A 13,991-nucleotide genomic window follows, 5' to 3' on the forward strand; every position below is an offset into this window, starting at 1 on the left:
GACGCAGCGATAGCCGATGATGCAGCCCCAAGTCCACGACCCGCTTGGCACCACGCGCGCTGCGTGTACGTTTCCGCGTCGACAAGATAGTGGACGGGACCAATGGCAGGCGAACAAACGATCTTCATCAGCGGCGGTGCCTCGGGTATCGGCCTCGCCGTCGCCCGCTACTTCGCCGCCCGCAACTGGCGCGTGGGACTGGCCGACATCGACGCCGACCGCCTCGCCGCAGCCGGCGCGGAACTCTCCGCCCGCACCTACACCATGGACGTCCGCGACCACGCCGCCTGGGTCGCCGCGCTCGAAGACTTCACCCGCGCCACCGGCCGCCTGGACGTGCTGTTCAACAATGCCGGCATTCCCCACAGCGGCCCGCTCGCCCAATGCGACATGGCCGGCGTCGAGCGCACCGTGCAGATCAACCTGCTCGGCGTGCTGAACGGCGCCCATGCCGCGCACCCGTTCCTGAAGGCGACGCCGGGCGCCTGCATGCTGGTCACCAGTTCGGCTGCGGGCATCCGCGGCACGCCCGGCGCCGCGACCTACAGCGCCACCAAGTTCGCCGTGCGCGGCCTCGCCGAGGCGCTGGACGGCGAATGGGCGCCCGACGGCATCCGCGTGCGCACGCTGATGCCCAGCTTCATCGAAACGCCCTTGCTCGACCAGGCGGTGAACACCGGCAACCACTCGGTACGCCAGGCGGTCCAGGCAGCAGGGCTGGAGATCACGCCGGTCGAGCAGGTCGCCGAGGCCGCGTGGCGCGCTGTGCACGGCAACCGGCTCCACACCCAGGTCGGCAAGACCGCGCACCGCCTCTGGTTCCTCGCGCGCTGGGCGCCCGGCGTGCTGCGCAAGAGCCTGCGCAAACGCTAGGCGAGCAGCCCTTCGATCGCCCGCGCCATGTCCACATCGCGTTGCGACAGCCCGCCCGCATCATGCGTGGTGAGCAGGATGTCGACGCGGTTCCACACATTCGACCATTCGGGATGATGGTCAGCCTTCTCCGCCAACAGCGCCACGCGCGTCATGAACCCGAACGCCTGGTTGAAGTCGGCAAAGGTGAACCGCCGCGTGATCGCGTCGCGTCCGGGTTCGTGCTGCCAGCCCGTCAACGTCGCCAGCGCCGCGTCCCGTGCCTGCTCGCTCAACCGCTCCACCATGACTGCCTCCTTGCCGCGCCTTCGTGCCTCCGCCTATGGACTTGGTCATGAGCGGGCAAGCACCAACCCATGCACCCGATGCTGCGGCCATCGAAGTGCTCGCGCGCGCGGCGCTGGCGCGCATCCCCGAGCCGTTCGCCACCCATCTGCACGATGTCGTGCTGGTGGTGGAGGAGTTCGCCGATGACGAGACGCTCGCGGCGCTGGGCATCGAAGACCCGTTCGAGTTGACCGGCCTCTACTATGGCCGGCCGATCGGCGAGAAGTCGGCGTTCGACTCCGGCGCGCTGCCGGACCGCATCCACCTCTACCGCCGCGCGCTGCTCGACGAATGGGTCGACACCGGCGTGTCGCTCGAAGCCCTGGTTAGCCATGTGGTGGTGCACGAAGTCGGGCATCATTTCGGCCTGTCCGACGATGACATGCACGCACTTGAGGACGCGCCCGAGTGAGCGTCGCGCTGGCGTTCGAGGATGTCGCATGTTTCCGGGGCGGACGCCTGTTGTTCGAAGGGGTCGGCTTCACGCTGGCACCTGGCGACGCCCTGCTGGTCCGCGGCCCCAACGGCGTCGGCAAGTCCAGCCTGATCCGCCTCGCCGCCGGGCTGCTCGCGCCCGCTGCCGGCAAAGTCCGCTGCACCGGCGCCTGCGCGCTGCTCGCCGAAACCGCGGCGCTCGATCCCGAACGCGAGCTTGGTGATGCACTGCGCTTCTGGGCCGGGCTCGACGGGCGCGCAGATGCCGTTCCTGACGCACTGGAGCGTGTCGCGCTCGCCGACCTGGCCCGCGTGCCGGTGCGGCTGCTTTCCACCGGCCAGCGCCGCCGCGCCGCGCTTGCCCGGGTGATTGCCAGCGGTGCGCCGATCTGGCTGCTCGACGAGCCGGCGAACGGGCTGGACGAAGCGGCGGTCGCAATGCTGGAATCCGTGATCGAACGGCACCGGAGCACCGGCGGTGTCGCCCTGATCGCCACGCACCTGCCCTTGCGCATCGCCGCGGCACAGGAACGCACGCTGTGAACCCCTGGCTGCTGATCGTCGGGCGCGAAGTGCGGCGGGCATGGAGCAGCGGCGGCATGCTGCTGCCGGTCGCCTTCTTCCTGCTAGTGGCAATCCTGTTTCCCTTCGGCGTCGGCCCCGATGGCCGGCTGCTCGCGCGAATCGCCGCGGGCGCGATCTGGGCCGCCGCGCTGCTCGCGGCGCTGCTGCCGGTCGAGCGGCTGGTCACGCCCGACCTGGAAAGTGGCGTGCTCGATCAGTTCGCCACGCGCAGGATCGCCGATGGCGCGATCGCCGCGGCCAAAATCGCGGGGCACTGGATCAGCTTCGCGCCGCCACTGCTGGCTGCATCGGTGGTCGCCTCGGCGCTGCTGCACTTGCCCGAGGCTGCACTGCCAGCCCTGCTGCTCAGCCTCGCCATCGGCACACCGGGTCTCGCCGCACTCGGAGTCGCCACTGCCGCGCTTGTCGCGGGGCTACGCGGGGCAGGGGCGCTCGCCGGGCTGGTCCTGCTGCCCTTCGCGGTGCCGCTGCTGATCTTCGGGGTGGGCGCCGCATCCGGCCAGCCCGGCGCGATGAAGCTGCTAGGCGCAGTCAGCCTGTTGCTCGTCGCCGGGTGCCCGGTCGCCGCCGGCGCCGCGATCCGGATGGGCCGCTCCTAAATCTCTCCCTTGTCACCCCGGCCTTGAGCCGGGGTCCCGCTGCCTTGCCCCACAGAAGAAGAAGCGGGATCCCGGCTCAAGGCCGGGATGACGGATGTGCGGGAGGAAACCACCACGGCAGACCACATTGCCAGCAGTTCTCCGGCGAAGTCCGGGGCCCAGTTGCCATGTTGCCGCGAGTGCGGGATGCCGTCTCCGGCAACGTCGAGACTGGGCCCCGGCCTGCGCCGGGGAACCGAATTCTGCCATCCGGCCCTGAGCCGGGGATGACAGCGGATCAAGTGCCCCTCAGCGGCTCCAGCGCGCAAAGATCGCCGTCGGCAGCATCAACCCGCGCGCTTCCTCGCGCACCGTCAACTCACCTGCCTCTACGGTACCGCCCAGATCGGCGAAGTGCTGCCGCACCAACTCCCCAATCGCCAGCGCCGACATCCGCACCGCATAAACGGTCAGGAACAGGAAGCGCGACTCTGCGTCCAACAACTGCCGGCAATCGGCAACCAGGCCGGGCAGCCCTTCTTCCAGCTTCCACACTTCACCGTTGGGCCCGCGGCCCCATTTCGGCGGATCGAGGATGATGCCGTCATAGCGCCGCCCCCGCCGGATCTCGCGCGCGACGAACTTGCCGGCATCGTCGATCATCCAGCGGGTCGGCTTGTCGCTCAGGCCCGACAGCACGGCATTCGCCTTGCCTTCGGCCACCGATTTCTTGGACGCATCGACATGGGTCACCTTCGCCCCCGCCGCCGCCAGTGCCAGCGTCCCCACCCCGGTATAGCCGAACAGGTTCATGCACTCGGGCGCGTCCATCCCCGCAATGCGGCCGCGCATCCAATCCCAAACCGGTGCCATGTCGGGAAAGAAGCCGAGATGCCGGAACGGCGTGTTCTGCGCGGTGAACTTCACTTCGCGCCACGACAGCGGCCAGCCCTCCCGTGGAACCTGCCGGCTGAACTGCCAGCGGCCGCCGCCTTCCTCGTCCGATCCGGGGATGAACTCGGCGTCGGCATCCCAATTGTCGGACGCGGGCGCCCACATCGCCTGCGGCTCGGGGCGGATGAAGCGGAAGCGGCCATAGCGTTCGAGCTTGCGGCCATGGCCGCTGTCGATCAGCCCATAGTCCGCCCAGGGCTCGCCGGTCATCGTCACCAGGTTCATGGCCGCGGCACCGCCCGCTCGGCGATATAGCCGGTCACGGCCTCAAAGGTGGCGGGCAGCACGTCGTAGCGCTCCTCGCGCTGGTGCAGGTCGCCGATTCGTGATGGCACTTGCGGCCGTACCCCGGTTGCCCGCTCGACCGCGTCGGCGAACTTGGAAGGATGGGCGGTCGCCAGCGTGACGATCGGCGTTGCGGGGTCGAGCCCACTTGCCCGCGCCGCGGCCAGGCCGATGGCGGTATGGGGGTCGAGTATCTGGCCCGTGTCGGCATAGGCCCAGCGCATGGCCTCGTTCATCGTGTCGGCATCGATCGAGGCACTGGTGAACAGCCCGGCCGCGCCGTCGCGCTGCGCGTTGGTCAATTGCATCGCCCGCGCGGCCTCGAACCCGCGCATCTGCTCGCTAACCGAAGCGCCAGCGAGATCGAACAGCAGCCGCTCGAAGTTCGAGCTCACCTGAATGTCCATCGACGGCGCTGCGGTCGGCGTCACCGTGCCGGTGGAATAGTCGCCGGTGGAAAGCGCGCGGTGCAGGATGTCGTTGACGTTGGTGGCGACGATCAGCTTGGCGACCGGCAGTCCCATCTTCGCCGCCACATAACCCGCGAACACATCGCCGAAATTGCCGGTCGGCACCGAGAAGGCAACGGGCTTGTCCGGTCCACCGAGCCGCACAGCGGCGTAGAAGTAGTAAACCACCTGCGCCATCAGCCGCGCCCAGTTGATCGAGTTCACCGCCGACAGCCGGAAACGCCCGGCGAAAGCGGAATCGTTGAACATCGCCTTCACCAGCGCCTGTGCGTCGTCGAAGCTGCCCTCAATGGCGATGTTGTGGACGTTGGGCGCCAGCACGGTGGTCATCTGCCGCCGCTGCACCTCGGACACCCGCCCCTTGGGATGAAGCATGAAGATGTCGACGCCCACCCGTCCGGCCACTGCGTCGATGGCGGCGCTGCCGGTGTCGCCCGACGTCGCGCCGACAATGGTCAGATGGGTGTCGCCGCCTGCCAGGAAGCCCTCGAACAACTGCCCCAGCAATTGCAGCGCCACGTCCTTGAAGGCCAGCGTCGGCCCATGAAACAGCTCCAGCAGCCAGTGCTGCGCGTCCAGTTGCACCAGCGGCGTCACTGCGGCATGCGCGAAGCGGCCATAGGCGGCGGTGCACAGCGCCCGCAGCGCGTCCTCGTCCAGGTCCGGCTGGACGAAGGGCAGCATCACCCGCACCGCCGTCTCGACATAGGAGAGGCCGGAAAGCCCAGCGATCTCGTCGCGAGAAAGCTGCGGCCAATGCTCGGGCACATACAGCCCGCCATCGCTGGCCAGACCCGCCAGGGTCACGTCTCGAAAGCCGAGCAAGGGCGCGGCGCCGCGGGTGCTGTGATAGCGCATGTGCCCCGGTTAGCGGCCGGGGCAGGGCCTCACAAGATAGCCATTGTTTAGGGTAGCCGCTCCCGGCGCACCATCCCGCGGTTTCGCAGCCGAAGCGCGAGAACATAAATCACCGCTGCCACCGCCGCGAACAGGAACCACTGCACGCCATAGGCAAGGTGATTGTTCGGCACCGAAGACAGGTCAGGCGCGGCATTCGGCGCAAGCCCGGCCGGCGGCGTGTCGGCCACTACCATCAGCCGTTGCGGCGTGTGCTCGAACAAGGCCGCGATCATCGGCCGGCTGTCAGGCGCATGGCTGAGATAGCCGCGCACCACCCCACCCTTCCACACCGGCTTGGCCAGCGGGTCGCGGGTGGTCCCTAGCTGCACCGCCATGGGCGCTTCCGCTTTGGTGCGGCATTCCACGATCCAGCGAAAGCCGCTGGCTCCAGCGCCGGCCATGGTGCTGGACATGGGCTGAAGACACATCGCCTCCACCCGGCGAAACAGCAGCCGGTCATCGTTGCTGCGCGGGAAAGCGATGGGCGGCTTGGCCGGGTTGGTGGCCAGCTGCGCCAGGAACGCTTCCTTCTTCGGGAGCCGGTCGAACAGCTGCCAGAAACCAAGCGCGATCATCGCCGCGATCGCCAGCGTCACCAGGACGGTCGGAACCACGGGCATGCGCCGCATCAATCGTCCGCCCGGATCCGGCCCTCGCGCGCCTTGTTGCGGAATTCCAGCGCGATCAGCCACCCCTTGGCGACCCGCAGGGTCAGCACCGTCAGCACCAGCGTGAGCGGCAGCCACAGTAGCGCGTGGAGCAGGAAACTCGGCTCGTATTTCAGCTCCACGATCAGCGCCAGGATCGTGACGATCGTGCCGATCCCAAGCGTCAGGAACACGACCGGCCCATCGCCCACATTGAAGTCGCGAAAGTCGAGCCCGCAGTTCGAGCAGGTGTCGGCATAGGCCAGGTAGCTGCGGAACAGGGTCTGGGCGCCACAGCGCGGGCACACGCCCTGGAGCCCGGAAGCAATTGGGGGAGGCAGCGGGTCGCTGCCTCCCCCCGAAAGGTCGGAAGGATCCGGCATCAGCCGCCGTGCACCGGCGCGCCCCAGCCGCCCCAAACATAGATCGAGGCGAAGAGGAACAACCACACCACGTCGACGAAGTGCCAGTACCAGGCCGCGGCCTCGAAGCCGAAATGCTGGCGCGGGGTGAAGTCGCCCTTGTACACGCGCACCAGGTTCACGATAAGGAAGATCGTGCCCACCAGCACGTGGAAGCCGTGGAAGCCGGTGGCCATGAAGAACACGCCGCCATAGCTCGACCCGCCATCGCTGCCCGCCTTGAAGGGGAAGGGCGAGTGCATGTACTCATAGGCCTGAACCGCGCTGAAGATCACGCCCAGGATGATGGTCAGCCACAGCCCCTTCTTGACGCTGTCATTCTCGCCGACGCCCAGCAGGCCCCACGCCCCGCGCAGCGCGCCGCCGCGCTCGTTGTGGAGCAGGCCGTGGTGCGCCCAGGTGATGGTGCAGCCCGAGCACAGCAGGATCAGCGTGTTGAGAAGCGGGAATTCCCACGCGTTGATGACTTCCATGCCCTTGGGAGGCCAGGCGCCGCCCACCGCTTCCACGGTCGAGGGAAACAGCGCGAAGTCGAACCACGCCCAGAACCAGCCGACGAAAAACATCACTTCGGACGCGATGAACAGGATCATGCCGTAGCGCAGGTGCAGCTGCACCACCGGCGTATGGTCGCCCTGGCGCGCTTCCTTGATCACGTCCGACCACCAGCCGAAGAAGGTGATCGCGATCAGCGCCACGCCGGCGAAAAAGACCAGCGTGCCCGCGGCCATCTCGTGCATCCACATGATGCCGCCCGATGCCAGCACCAGCGCCGCCATGGACCCGAAAAACGGCCAGATGCTGGGCGGCAGGATGTGGTATTGGTGGTTCTTCGCTCCAGCCATGGCCTCTTCCCTGTTCCTTGCTTTGCCGTTGCTTAGCTTGCAGTCTTGCCGGAATCCACCGGGTAAAATGTATAAGACAGCGTGATCTCTTCCACGTCGCGCGTGTCGGGATCGTTCAGGATCGCCGGATCGACATAGAAGATCACCGGCATCCGCACCGTCTCGCCGGCTTCCAGCGTCTGCTGGGTGAAGCAGAAGCACTGGATCTTGTTGAAATATTTGCCTGCCACCACCGGCGTCACGTTGAACGTCGCGGTGCCGGTGATGGCCTTGCCGCTGGTGTTGCTGGCGGTAAAGAACGCCATGTCGCGCCCGCCGATATCGATCGTGTCGGCGCGGCGCTCGGGCTTGAACTTCCACGGCATGCCCTGCGCGACATTGCTGTCGAACGCGACGGTGATCTTCTGGCCTACCCGGCCCGGCGCGCGCGTGCCCACCTGCGTCGTGCCGTTCAGCCCGGTCACTTCACAGAACATGCGGTACAGCGGCACGCTGGCAAAGCCCAATCCGGTCATCGAGCACACGCCCACCGCGGCAAGCATGGCAGTGCGCAGGTTCCGGTTCACGTCGCGTAGCCCTGGCTGATCTTCACGACCGAAATCGCGAACACCAGCGCGACGAACGCGAACAACAGCACCGCCATCACCCGCGCCCGGCTCTGCTGCCGCGCGCGCACCATCTGGCTCTCGGTCAGCGCCTCGGGCGCCTGCACAATGTCATCACGCTTGTTCATGCGAACCACCGGTCGGCGACCAACGCGCCGAAGATGAGGAACAGATACAGGATCGAATATTTGAACAGCCGCTTTTCGGGCGCCATCGTGTCGCCCGGCACCGAACGGCGCGTCGCCACCTGAACCGCCAGCGCCAGGAACAGCGCGTTGAGCGTCACCGCCGACCAGCCATAGAGCGCGCCGACCAGCCCGAGCGGCCAGGGCGCGATCGCCGCGGCGATCATCGGGATCGTATACAGCCCGATCTGCGTGCGGGTGACGCGCTCGCCCGCGACGACCGGCAGCATCGGCACGCCGGCATTGGCGTAATCGGTCTTCACGAACAGCGCGAGCGCCCAGAAATGCGGCGGCGTCCACAGAAAGATCAACGCGAACAGCAGCACGGGCAGCAGCGCCACGTCGCCGGTCGCCGCCGCCCAGCCGATCAACGGCGGAAAGGCGCCGGCCGCGCCCCCGATCACGATGTTCTGCGGCGTCCGGCGCTTCAGCCAGATCGTGTAGATGAAGACATAGAACAGGATCGAGACGGCCAGGATGATCGTCGCGGTCAGGTTGAGCGCGAAGTACATCAGGCACAGGCTGAAACACGCCAGCCCCACGCCGAAATGCAGCGCCGACTGGCGGTCCATGCGCCCGGCGGGCAGCGGCCGCGCGGCCGTGCGCCGCATCTTGGCGTCCAGGTCGGCCTCATACCACTGGTTGAGCGCCCCGGCGGCGCCCGCGCCCAGCGTGATGCACAGGATCGCCGTGAAGCCGAGCACCGGATGGATCGGCATCGGTGCCGCCAGCATCCCGCACAGCCCGGTGAAGACGACCAGCGTCAGCACCCGCGGCTTGGTCAGCGCAAGAAAATCGCGCCAGTCGGCGGGAAGGGCAGCGGGCGAGGTGAGGGTGCTGGGCATGACTCGGCTACCGGCTATAGGAGCGCAGAGCTCACGAAGGAAGCAAGAGATGCAACGCGTGGGCAATCCGCCGGCCAGGCCGGCGGCGTAAATGCCCGTCGCGGATCCAGCCCCCCACCAGTTCTCCGGCGAAGGCCGGGGCCCAGCCTCCGCATACTACGAAACGGCCAGTAACCTCTCGAATACGGCGAAAGCGGCTCTCGCCCTGACACCCGCCAGGCAACAATCCTCACCGGCTGCCACCGGGCACCAAACCAATCCCCTACGCGCCCTTGCCCTGCTGCTGCGCAGGTGGCAGCTCGTTGACACCCTCGCGGGTCTCGCCCGTGGTCTTCTCCACCTGGTGCTTGGTCCACAACACAAAGCCCGATCCGAACAGCGGCAACAGCGTCAGGATCGCCCAGCCCAAGCTCGCACCACGGCTGCGCAGCATGCCCCGCTTGCGCAACACCATGCCGATCACGAACAGCAGGACCGTTGCCGCCACCAGTGCCAGCACCACGCCCATGCCGGTATTCGCCGTTCCCTGACCCATCGCATCCAACTCCCTGATTCGGGTCTGCAAACGCGTCCCATCCGGGCAGGTTGCAGCCGCGCCTCAGACGCACTGGAGCCGAGGCCAAAAAAAGAGCGCCCCGGCTTGATGGCCGGGGCGCTCGATTTTCAGAAAGGAGCCGGTGCTCAGTCGATTCGCGGCAGCGTCTCGAACTGGTGGAACGGCGGCGGGCTGGACAGCGTCCATTCCAGCGTCGTCGCGCCTTCGCCCCACGGGTTGGCTTCGGCCTTCTTGCCCGAGAGCAGCGACCAAATGATGTTCACGAAGAAGAACACCATGCCCAGCGCCATGATCTCATAGCCATGGCTCGCGATCTGGTTCCAATATGCATAGGCGTCCGGATAGTCCGGGTAGCGCCGCGGCATGCCCTGCAGGCCCAGGAAGTGCATCGGGAAGAACAGCACGTTCACGCCGATGAAGAACACCCAGAAGTGCAGCTGGCCGAGCAGCTCGCTGTACATCCGGCCCGAGATCTTCGGGAACCAGTAGTAGAAGCCGGCGAACAGCGCGAACACGGCACCCAGCGACAGCACATAGTGGAAGTGGGCGATCACATAGTAGGTGTCGTGCATGTAATCGTCGATGCCGCCATTGGCGAGCACCACGCCGGTCACGCCGCCCACGGTGAACATGAAGATGAAGCCCAGCGACCACACCATCGGCGTCTTGAAGCTGATCGAGCCGCCCCACATCGTGGCGATCCACGAGAAGATCTTCACGCCGGTAGGCACCGCGATCACCATCGTCGCCGCGGTGAAGTACATCTTCACCGTGACGGAGAGGCCGGTGGCGAACATGTGGTGTGCCCACACGATGAAGCCGACCACGCCGATCGCGACCATGGCATAGGCCATGCCGAGATAGCCGAACACCGGCTTGCGGCTGAAGGTCGCGACGATCTGGCTGATCATGCCGAAGCCCGGCAGGATCATGATGTACACTTCGGGGTGGCCGAAGAACCAGAAGAGGTGCTGGTACAGCACCGGGTCGCCGCCATAGGCCGGATCGTAGAACGCCGTGCCGAAGTTGCGATCGGTCAGCAGCATGGTGATCGCGGCCGCCAGAACCGGCAGCGCCAGCAGCAGCAGGAAGGCGGTGATCAGCACCGACCACACGAACAGCGGCATCTTGTGCAGGGTCATGCCCGGCGCGCGCATGTTGAAGATGGTGGTGATGAAGTTGATCGCGCCCAGGATCGAGCTGGCGCCCGCGATGTGCAGCGACAGGATCGCCATGTCGACCGAGGCCCCGGGCTCACCATAAGTGGAGAGCGGCGGATACACCGTCCAGCCGGTGCCGGCGCCACCGCCGACGAACGGCGAGGCGAGCAGCAGCGTGAACGCCGGGATCAGCAGCCAGAACGACACATTGTTCATGCGCGGGAACGCCATGTCGGGCGCGCCGATCATGATCGGCACGAACCAGTTGCCAAAGCCGCCGATCATCGCCGGCATGACCATGAAGAACACCATGATCAGTCCGTGGGCGGTGATCAGCACGTTCCAGAAGTGGAGCGCCTGGTCGATCGTCTGGGTGCCGCCATGGAACATTCCGGCCCAGGTCGGCAGGTACTGGATACCCGGATCGGCCAGCTCGGCGCGCATCAGGCCCGAGATCGCGCCGCCGATGATCCCCGCGACGATGGCGAAGATCAGGTACAGCGTGCCGATGTCCTTATGGTTCGTGGACATGAACCACCGGGCGAAGAAGCCCGGCTTGTGATCGGCATCGTGATGGTCGTGGTCGTGGGAATAATCCCGCGCATGGGGATCATGCGCCACATGGGGAACTGCGGTATCAGTCATTGCTTTGGTCCGCTTGTCCGAGGCCCGCGGGGTTCTGCGTGGCTGGCTTGTTGGTCACCGCGGGCGCGGCGGTTGCGTTCACGGTGGGGGCGCCTTCGTCCACCAGGCCGTTGCTGGTGTCGTCCGCGCTGTCATTGCCCGGTTCCGCGGGAACCTTGCTGCCCGATTCGGCGCCGGCCTGGCCGGGCATCTTCCCGCCCTTGGCCGCGATCCAGCGTGCGAACACTTCCGGGCTCACCGCTTCCACGGCGATCGGCATATAAGCGTGGCGCGCACCGCAAAGCTCGGAGCACTGGCCGAAATACAGGCCTGGCTTCTCGATGGTGAAGCTGGTCTCGTTCAGCTTGCCGGGCACTGCGTCGAGCTTGATCCAGAAGGCGGGCATCGCCCAGCTGTGGATCACGTCCTGCGCGGTGGTGATCAGGCGGATCGGCACGCCGACCGGCAGCACGACGCGCTGGTCGGTGGCGAGCAGGCGGGGACCGTCCGCATCGGTGCGGAAACGCTGACCCGCGGCAACTTCGGTCTGCTCCTTGAGCATGTTCGACGTCAGCTGGATGCCGCCATGGTCGGGATATTCATACGACCAGAACCACTGGTTGCCGATCGCCTTGAGCGTGACCGCATTGGCGGGCGCTGGCTTGAACTGCGCGGCGAGCAACCGGATCGAAGGCACTGCGATCGCGATCAGGATCAGCACCGGCGCCAGTGTCCAGATGACCTCCACCATGGTGTTGTGCGACGTGCGCGACGGAACCGGATTCGCCGCGCGGCGGAACCGGACCATCACATAGATCAGCAGCGCCAGCACGATCAGCGACACTACCGTGATCAGCGGCAGCAGGATCGCGTTGTGGAACCAGTGCGCCTCGCGGCCATTGGGCGTGACCTGGTCCTGCAGGCCCCACAGCTTGGCGGTCGGCTGGCCCATGCCGGGAACCGCCTTGGTCAGGGGCTTGCCCTGCGCGTCCAGCGTCGGATCGGCAATCGCGGCGGGCGCGGGCGCCGCCGTGGTGGAAGGGGTTCCGGCCGGTGCGGCGGACGTGCCCGCCGACTGAGGCGTAGCGGCATCTGCCGCTGGCGGCGTGACGGCTTGTGCCGCCGGCGGCGGTGAGGCCGCGGTCTGCGCCTGACCGGGCATGGCAAGCGCCAACCCCGCTGCCAGGACTATCGAAGTCAACCCAAGCATGCGCATCGTCTGTTTTCACCCTGTTCGCGAATGGCGCCGTCGGCGAGGTAGAGAACTCTCCTGATTTAGGCGGGGTATACGGCGCCGGGACCATTCTCAACCTTTTTCGAGCATGGTTGCGGCGGCGCGGGGGCGACCCTAAGAGTCCGGCGAAGTCTGGTTTTGGGAGTGCGGATTTGACCGGCGATGCGATCCTTCAGGAGTTCCGTGATGCAGGGGCGCTGCTGGAAGGGCATTTCATCCTGTCCTCGGGCCTGCGCTCGCCCGTGTTCCTGCAAAAGATGCGCATATTTGAAGATCCGGTGCGGACCGAGCGGGTCTGCTCGGCACTAGGCACCCTTCTCCGCGACACTTTTGGCAACATCGACATCGTCGTCTCCCCCGCGATCGGCGGCATCATCCCGGGCTACGAAACCGCCCGCGCACTCGGCTGCAAAGCGGTCTTCGTCGAACGCGAAGACGGGGAATTCCAACTCCGCCGCGGTTTCGAAATTCCCGAGGGCGCCCGCGTCGTGATGGTCGAGGATATCGTCACCACCGGCCTGTCCTCGCGCGAATGCATCGCCGCGATCCGCAAGCATCCCGGCACACTGCTCGGCGCCGCCTGCATTGTCGATCGCTCGAACGGCAAGGCCGATATTGGCGTGCCGCTGGTGTCGCTCACCAAGCTCGACGTGCCCGCTTATCCCGCGGACCAGCTTCCCCCGGAACTTGCCGCGATCCCCGCGACCAAGCCTGGGAGCCGCGTGACCGCGTGACCGCGACATTGCGCCTGGGGGTCAATATCGACCATGTTGCGACCGTGCGGAACGCGCGCGGATCGGGCTATCCCGATCCGGTGCGCGCCGCCTTGCTGGCCGCGCAGGCGGGGGCCGACGGCATCACCGCGCATCTGCGCGAGGATCGCCGGCACATCACCGACAACGACATCGCCCGGCTCTCCGCCGAACTGCCGGTTCCGCTGAACCTGGAGATGGCGGCGACGCAGGAGATGCTCGACATCGCGCTCCGCCATCGCCCGCACGCAGTGTGCATCGTGCCCGAGAAGCGCGAAGAGCGCACCACCGAAGGTGGCCTCGACGCCGCTGGTCAGTACGAGCACCTTGGTCCGATCGTCGCCGCGCTGCGTGACAATGGCAGCCGCGTATCCCTCTTCATCGAGCCCGATGCGCGCCAGATCGACGCGGCAATTCGCCTTGGCGCGCCCGTGGTCGAACTGCACACCGGCCGCTTCGCCGAACTGGGGGGCAAAGACCAGGCCGACGAGCTCAAGCGCCTCGCCGACTCTGCGGCTTTGGCTGCCAAGAACGGCATCGAGCCACATGCCGGCCATGGCCTGACCTTCGACAATGTCGTGCCGATCGCCGCCATCCCGCAGCTGCGGGAGCTGAATATCGGTCACTTCCTGATCGGCGAAGCGATCTTCGCTGGCCTGGGTCCGGTGGTCCAGCGCATGCGTACGCTGATGGATTCGGCTCGGTGAGC

At 66.8% G+C, this 13,991-nt stretch carries 17 protein-coding genes and 1 pseudogene; 6 read left to right on the top strand and 12 right to left on the bottom strand.

Features of this window, described 5'->3' with window-relative positions; all coding sequences use genetic code 11:
• The first annotated feature begins 102 nt into the window (after positions 1 to 102).
• A complete protein-coding gene (locus LQ953_RS14000; protein ID WP_231031529.1) occupies positions 103 to 873 on the top strand; it encodes an SDR family oxidoreductase in 771 nt (256 codons plus the stop codon).
• Here LQ953_RS14000 and LQ953_RS14005 read toward each other — a convergent pair.
• Positions 870 to 1,169: pseudogene (locus LQ953_RS14005) on the bottom strand (4a-hydroxytetrahydrobiopterin dehydratase); the annotation flags it as partial. The gene LQ953_RS14000 and the pseudogene LQ953_RS14005 overlap by 4 nt on opposite strands.
• A gap of 38 nt (positions 1,170 to 1,207) precedes the next feature.
• On the opposite strand from LQ953_RS14005, the gene LQ953_RS14010 reads away from it, so the two are divergent.
• The 3 genes from LQ953_RS14010 to LQ953_RS14020 are packed head-to-tail and all read left to right on the top strand — an operon-like array spanning position 1,208 to position 2,819.
• A complete protein-coding gene (locus tag LQ953_RS14010) occupies positions 1,208 to 1,612 on the top strand; it encodes a metallopeptidase family protein (RefSeq protein ID WP_231031531.1) in 405 nt (134 codons plus the stop codon).
• Positions 1,609 to 2,178 carry a heme ABC exporter ATP-binding protein CcmA gene (ccmA, locus tag LQ953_RS14015; RefSeq protein ID WP_231031532.1) on the top strand — a complete coding sequence of 190 codons (570 nt, stop codon included), beginning with the start codon at positions 1,609 to 1,611 and terminating at the stop codon, positions 2,176 to 2,178. The genes LQ953_RS14010 and ccmA overlap by 4 nt, the downstream gene beginning before the upstream one ends.
• On the top strand, positions 2,175 to 2,819 hold the full coding sequence (locus LQ953_RS14020; protein ID WP_330999438.1) for a heme exporter protein CcmB: 645 nt from the start codon (positions 2,175 to 2,177) through the stop codon (positions 2,817 to 2,819). Before ccmA ends, LQ953_RS14020 begins: the two co-directional genes overlap by 4 nt.
• A 288-nt stretch (positions 2,820 to 3,107) precedes the next feature.
• Here the strand turns inward: LQ953_RS14020 and LQ953_RS14025 are convergent, their stop codons facing one another.
• The 11 genes from LQ953_RS14025 to coxB form a co-directional block, all read right to left on the bottom strand.
• Positions 3,108 to 3,977, bottom strand: a complete 870-nt coding sequence (locus tag LQ953_RS14025) for a class I SAM-dependent methyltransferase (protein WP_231031533.1) — start codon at positions 3,975 to 3,977, stop codon at positions 3,108 to 3,110.
• Positions 3,974 to 5,365, bottom strand: coding sequence for a threonine synthase (gene thrC / locus LQ953_RS14030; protein WP_231031534.1), 1,392 nt, complete (start codon positions 5,363 to 5,365; stop codon positions 3,974 to 3,976). The genes LQ953_RS14025 and thrC overlap by 4 nt, the downstream gene beginning before the upstream one ends.
• Before the next feature lie 47 nt (positions 5,366 to 5,412).
• Complete coding sequence (locus LQ953_RS14035) at positions 5,413 to 6,036, bottom strand: SURF1 family cytochrome oxidase biogenesis protein (protein ID WP_231031535.1); 624 nt, start codon at positions 6,034 to 6,036, stop codon at positions 5,413 to 5,415.
• Entirely contained in the window at positions 6,036 to 6,362 is a 327-nt protein-coding gene (locus tag LQ953_RS14040) for a DUF983 domain-containing protein (protein ID WP_330999439.1), read from the bottom strand. Before LQ953_RS14040 ends, LQ953_RS14035 begins: the two co-directional genes overlap by 1 nt.
• Positions 6,363 to 6,436: 74 nt before the next feature.
• Complete coding sequence (locus LQ953_RS14045; protein ID WP_231031537.1) at positions 6,437 to 7,321, bottom strand: cytochrome c oxidase subunit 3; 885 nt, start codon at positions 7,319 to 7,321, stop codon at positions 6,437 to 6,439.
• Positions 7,322 to 7,353: 32 nt separating this feature from the next.
• Complete coding sequence (locus tag LQ953_RS14050; RefSeq protein WP_231031652.1) at positions 7,354 to 7,863, bottom strand: cytochrome c oxidase assembly protein; 510 nt, start codon at positions 7,861 to 7,863, stop codon at positions 7,354 to 7,356.
• A gap of 20 nt (positions 7,864 to 7,883) precedes the next feature.
• Positions 7,884 to 8,054 carry a hypothetical protein gene (locus LQ953_RS14055; RefSeq protein ID WP_231031538.1) on the bottom strand — a complete coding sequence of 57 codons (171 nt, stop codon included), beginning with the start codon at positions 8,052 to 8,054 and terminating at the stop codon, positions 7,884 to 7,886.
• A complete protein-coding gene (locus LQ953_RS14060; protein ID WP_231031539.1) occupies positions 8,051 to 8,956 on the bottom strand; it encodes a heme o synthase in 906 nt (301 codons plus the stop codon). Before LQ953_RS14060 ends, LQ953_RS14055 begins: the two co-directional genes overlap by 4 nt.
• Before the next feature lie 262 nt (positions 8,957 to 9,218).
• Positions 9,219 to 9,491: a hypothetical protein gene (locus LQ953_RS14065; protein WP_231031540.1), complete on the bottom strand. Its 273-nt coding sequence runs from the start codon at positions 9,489 to 9,491 to the stop codon at positions 9,219 to 9,221.
• A 146-nt stretch (positions 9,492 to 9,637) separates the two neighbouring features.
• On the bottom strand, positions 9,638 to 11,317 hold the full coding sequence (ctaD, locus tag LQ953_RS14070) for a cytochrome c oxidase subunit I (RefSeq protein ID WP_231031541.1): 1,680 nt from the start codon (positions 11,315 to 11,317) through the stop codon (positions 9,638 to 9,640).
• Positions 11,310 to 12,506: a cytochrome c oxidase subunit II gene (coxB, locus tag LQ953_RS14075; protein WP_231031542.1), complete on the bottom strand. Its 1,197-nt coding sequence runs from the start codon at positions 12,504 to 12,506 to the stop codon at positions 11,310 to 11,312. The genes ctaD and coxB overlap by 8 nt, the downstream gene beginning before the upstream one ends.
• 176 nt (positions 12,507 to 12,682) lie before the next feature.
• On the opposite strand from coxB, the gene pyrE reads away from it, so the two are divergent.
• Positions 12,683 to 13,264, top strand: coding sequence for an orotate phosphoribosyltransferase (gene pyrE, locus LQ953_RS14080; RefSeq protein WP_231031543.1), 582 nt, complete (start codon positions 12,683 to 12,685; stop codon positions 13,262 to 13,264).
• On the top strand, positions 13,261 to 13,989 hold the full coding sequence (locus LQ953_RS14085) for a pyridoxine 5'-phosphate synthase (protein ID WP_231031544.1): 729 nt from the start codon (positions 13,261 to 13,263) through the stop codon (positions 13,987 to 13,989). Before pyrE ends, LQ953_RS14085 begins: the two co-directional genes overlap by 4 nt.
• The last annotated feature ends 2 nt before the right edge of the window (positions 13,990 to 13,991 follow it).

This window comes from Sphingomonas sp. IC-56, assembly GCF_021043375.1.
Lineage (GTDB): Bacteria > Pseudomonadota > Alphaproteobacteria > Sphingomonadales > Sphingomonadaceae > Sphingomonas.

Bases quoted from the DNA above. Each gene is read 5' to 3' on its own strand.
- LQ953_RS14000 (WP_231031529.1), top strand. From the start codon at position 103: ATGGCAGGCGAACAAACGATCTTCATCAGCGGCGGTGCCTCGGGTATC.
- LQ953_RS14010 (WP_231031531.1), top strand. From the start codon at position 1,208: ATGAGCGGGCAAGCACCAACCCATGCACCCGATGCTGCGGCCATCGAA.
- LQ953_RS14025 (WP_231031533.1), bottom strand. From the start codon at position 3,977: ATGAACCTGGTGACGATGACCGGCGAGCCCTGGGCGGACTATGGGCTG.
- thrC (WP_231031534.1), bottom strand. From the start codon at position 5,365: ATGCGCTATCACAGCACCCGCGGCGCCGCGCCCTTGCTCGGCTTTCGA.
- LQ953_RS14035 (WP_231031535.1), bottom strand. From the start codon at position 6,036: ATGCGGCGCATGCCCGTGGTTCCGACCGTCCTGGTGACGCTGGCGATC.
- LQ953_RS14045 (WP_231031537.1), bottom strand. From the start codon at position 7,321: ATGGCTGGAGCGAAGAACCACCAATACCACATCCTGCCGCCCAGCATC.
- LQ953_RS14050 (WP_231031652.1), bottom strand. From the start codon at position 7,863: ATGCTTGCCGCGGTGGGCGTGTGCTCGATGACCGGATTGGGCTTTGCC.
- LQ953_RS14055 (WP_231031538.1), bottom strand. From the start codon at position 8,054: ATGAACAAGCGTGATGACATTGTGCAGGCGCCCGAGGCGCTGACCGAG.
- LQ953_RS14060 (WP_231031539.1), bottom strand. From the start codon at position 8,956: ATGCCCAGCACCCTCACCTCGCCCGCTGCCCTTCCCGCCGACTGGCGC.
- LQ953_RS14065 (WP_231031540.1), bottom strand. From the start codon at position 9,491: ATGGGTCAGGGAACGGCGAATACCGGCATGGGCGTGGTGCTGGCACTG.
- ctaD (WP_231031541.1), bottom strand. From the start codon at position 11,317: ATGACTGATACCGCAGTTCCCCATGTGGCGCATGATCCCCATGCGCGG.
- coxB (WP_231031542.1), bottom strand. From the start codon at position 12,506: ATGCTTGGGTTGACTTCGATAGTCCTGGCAGCGGGGTTGGCGCTTGCC.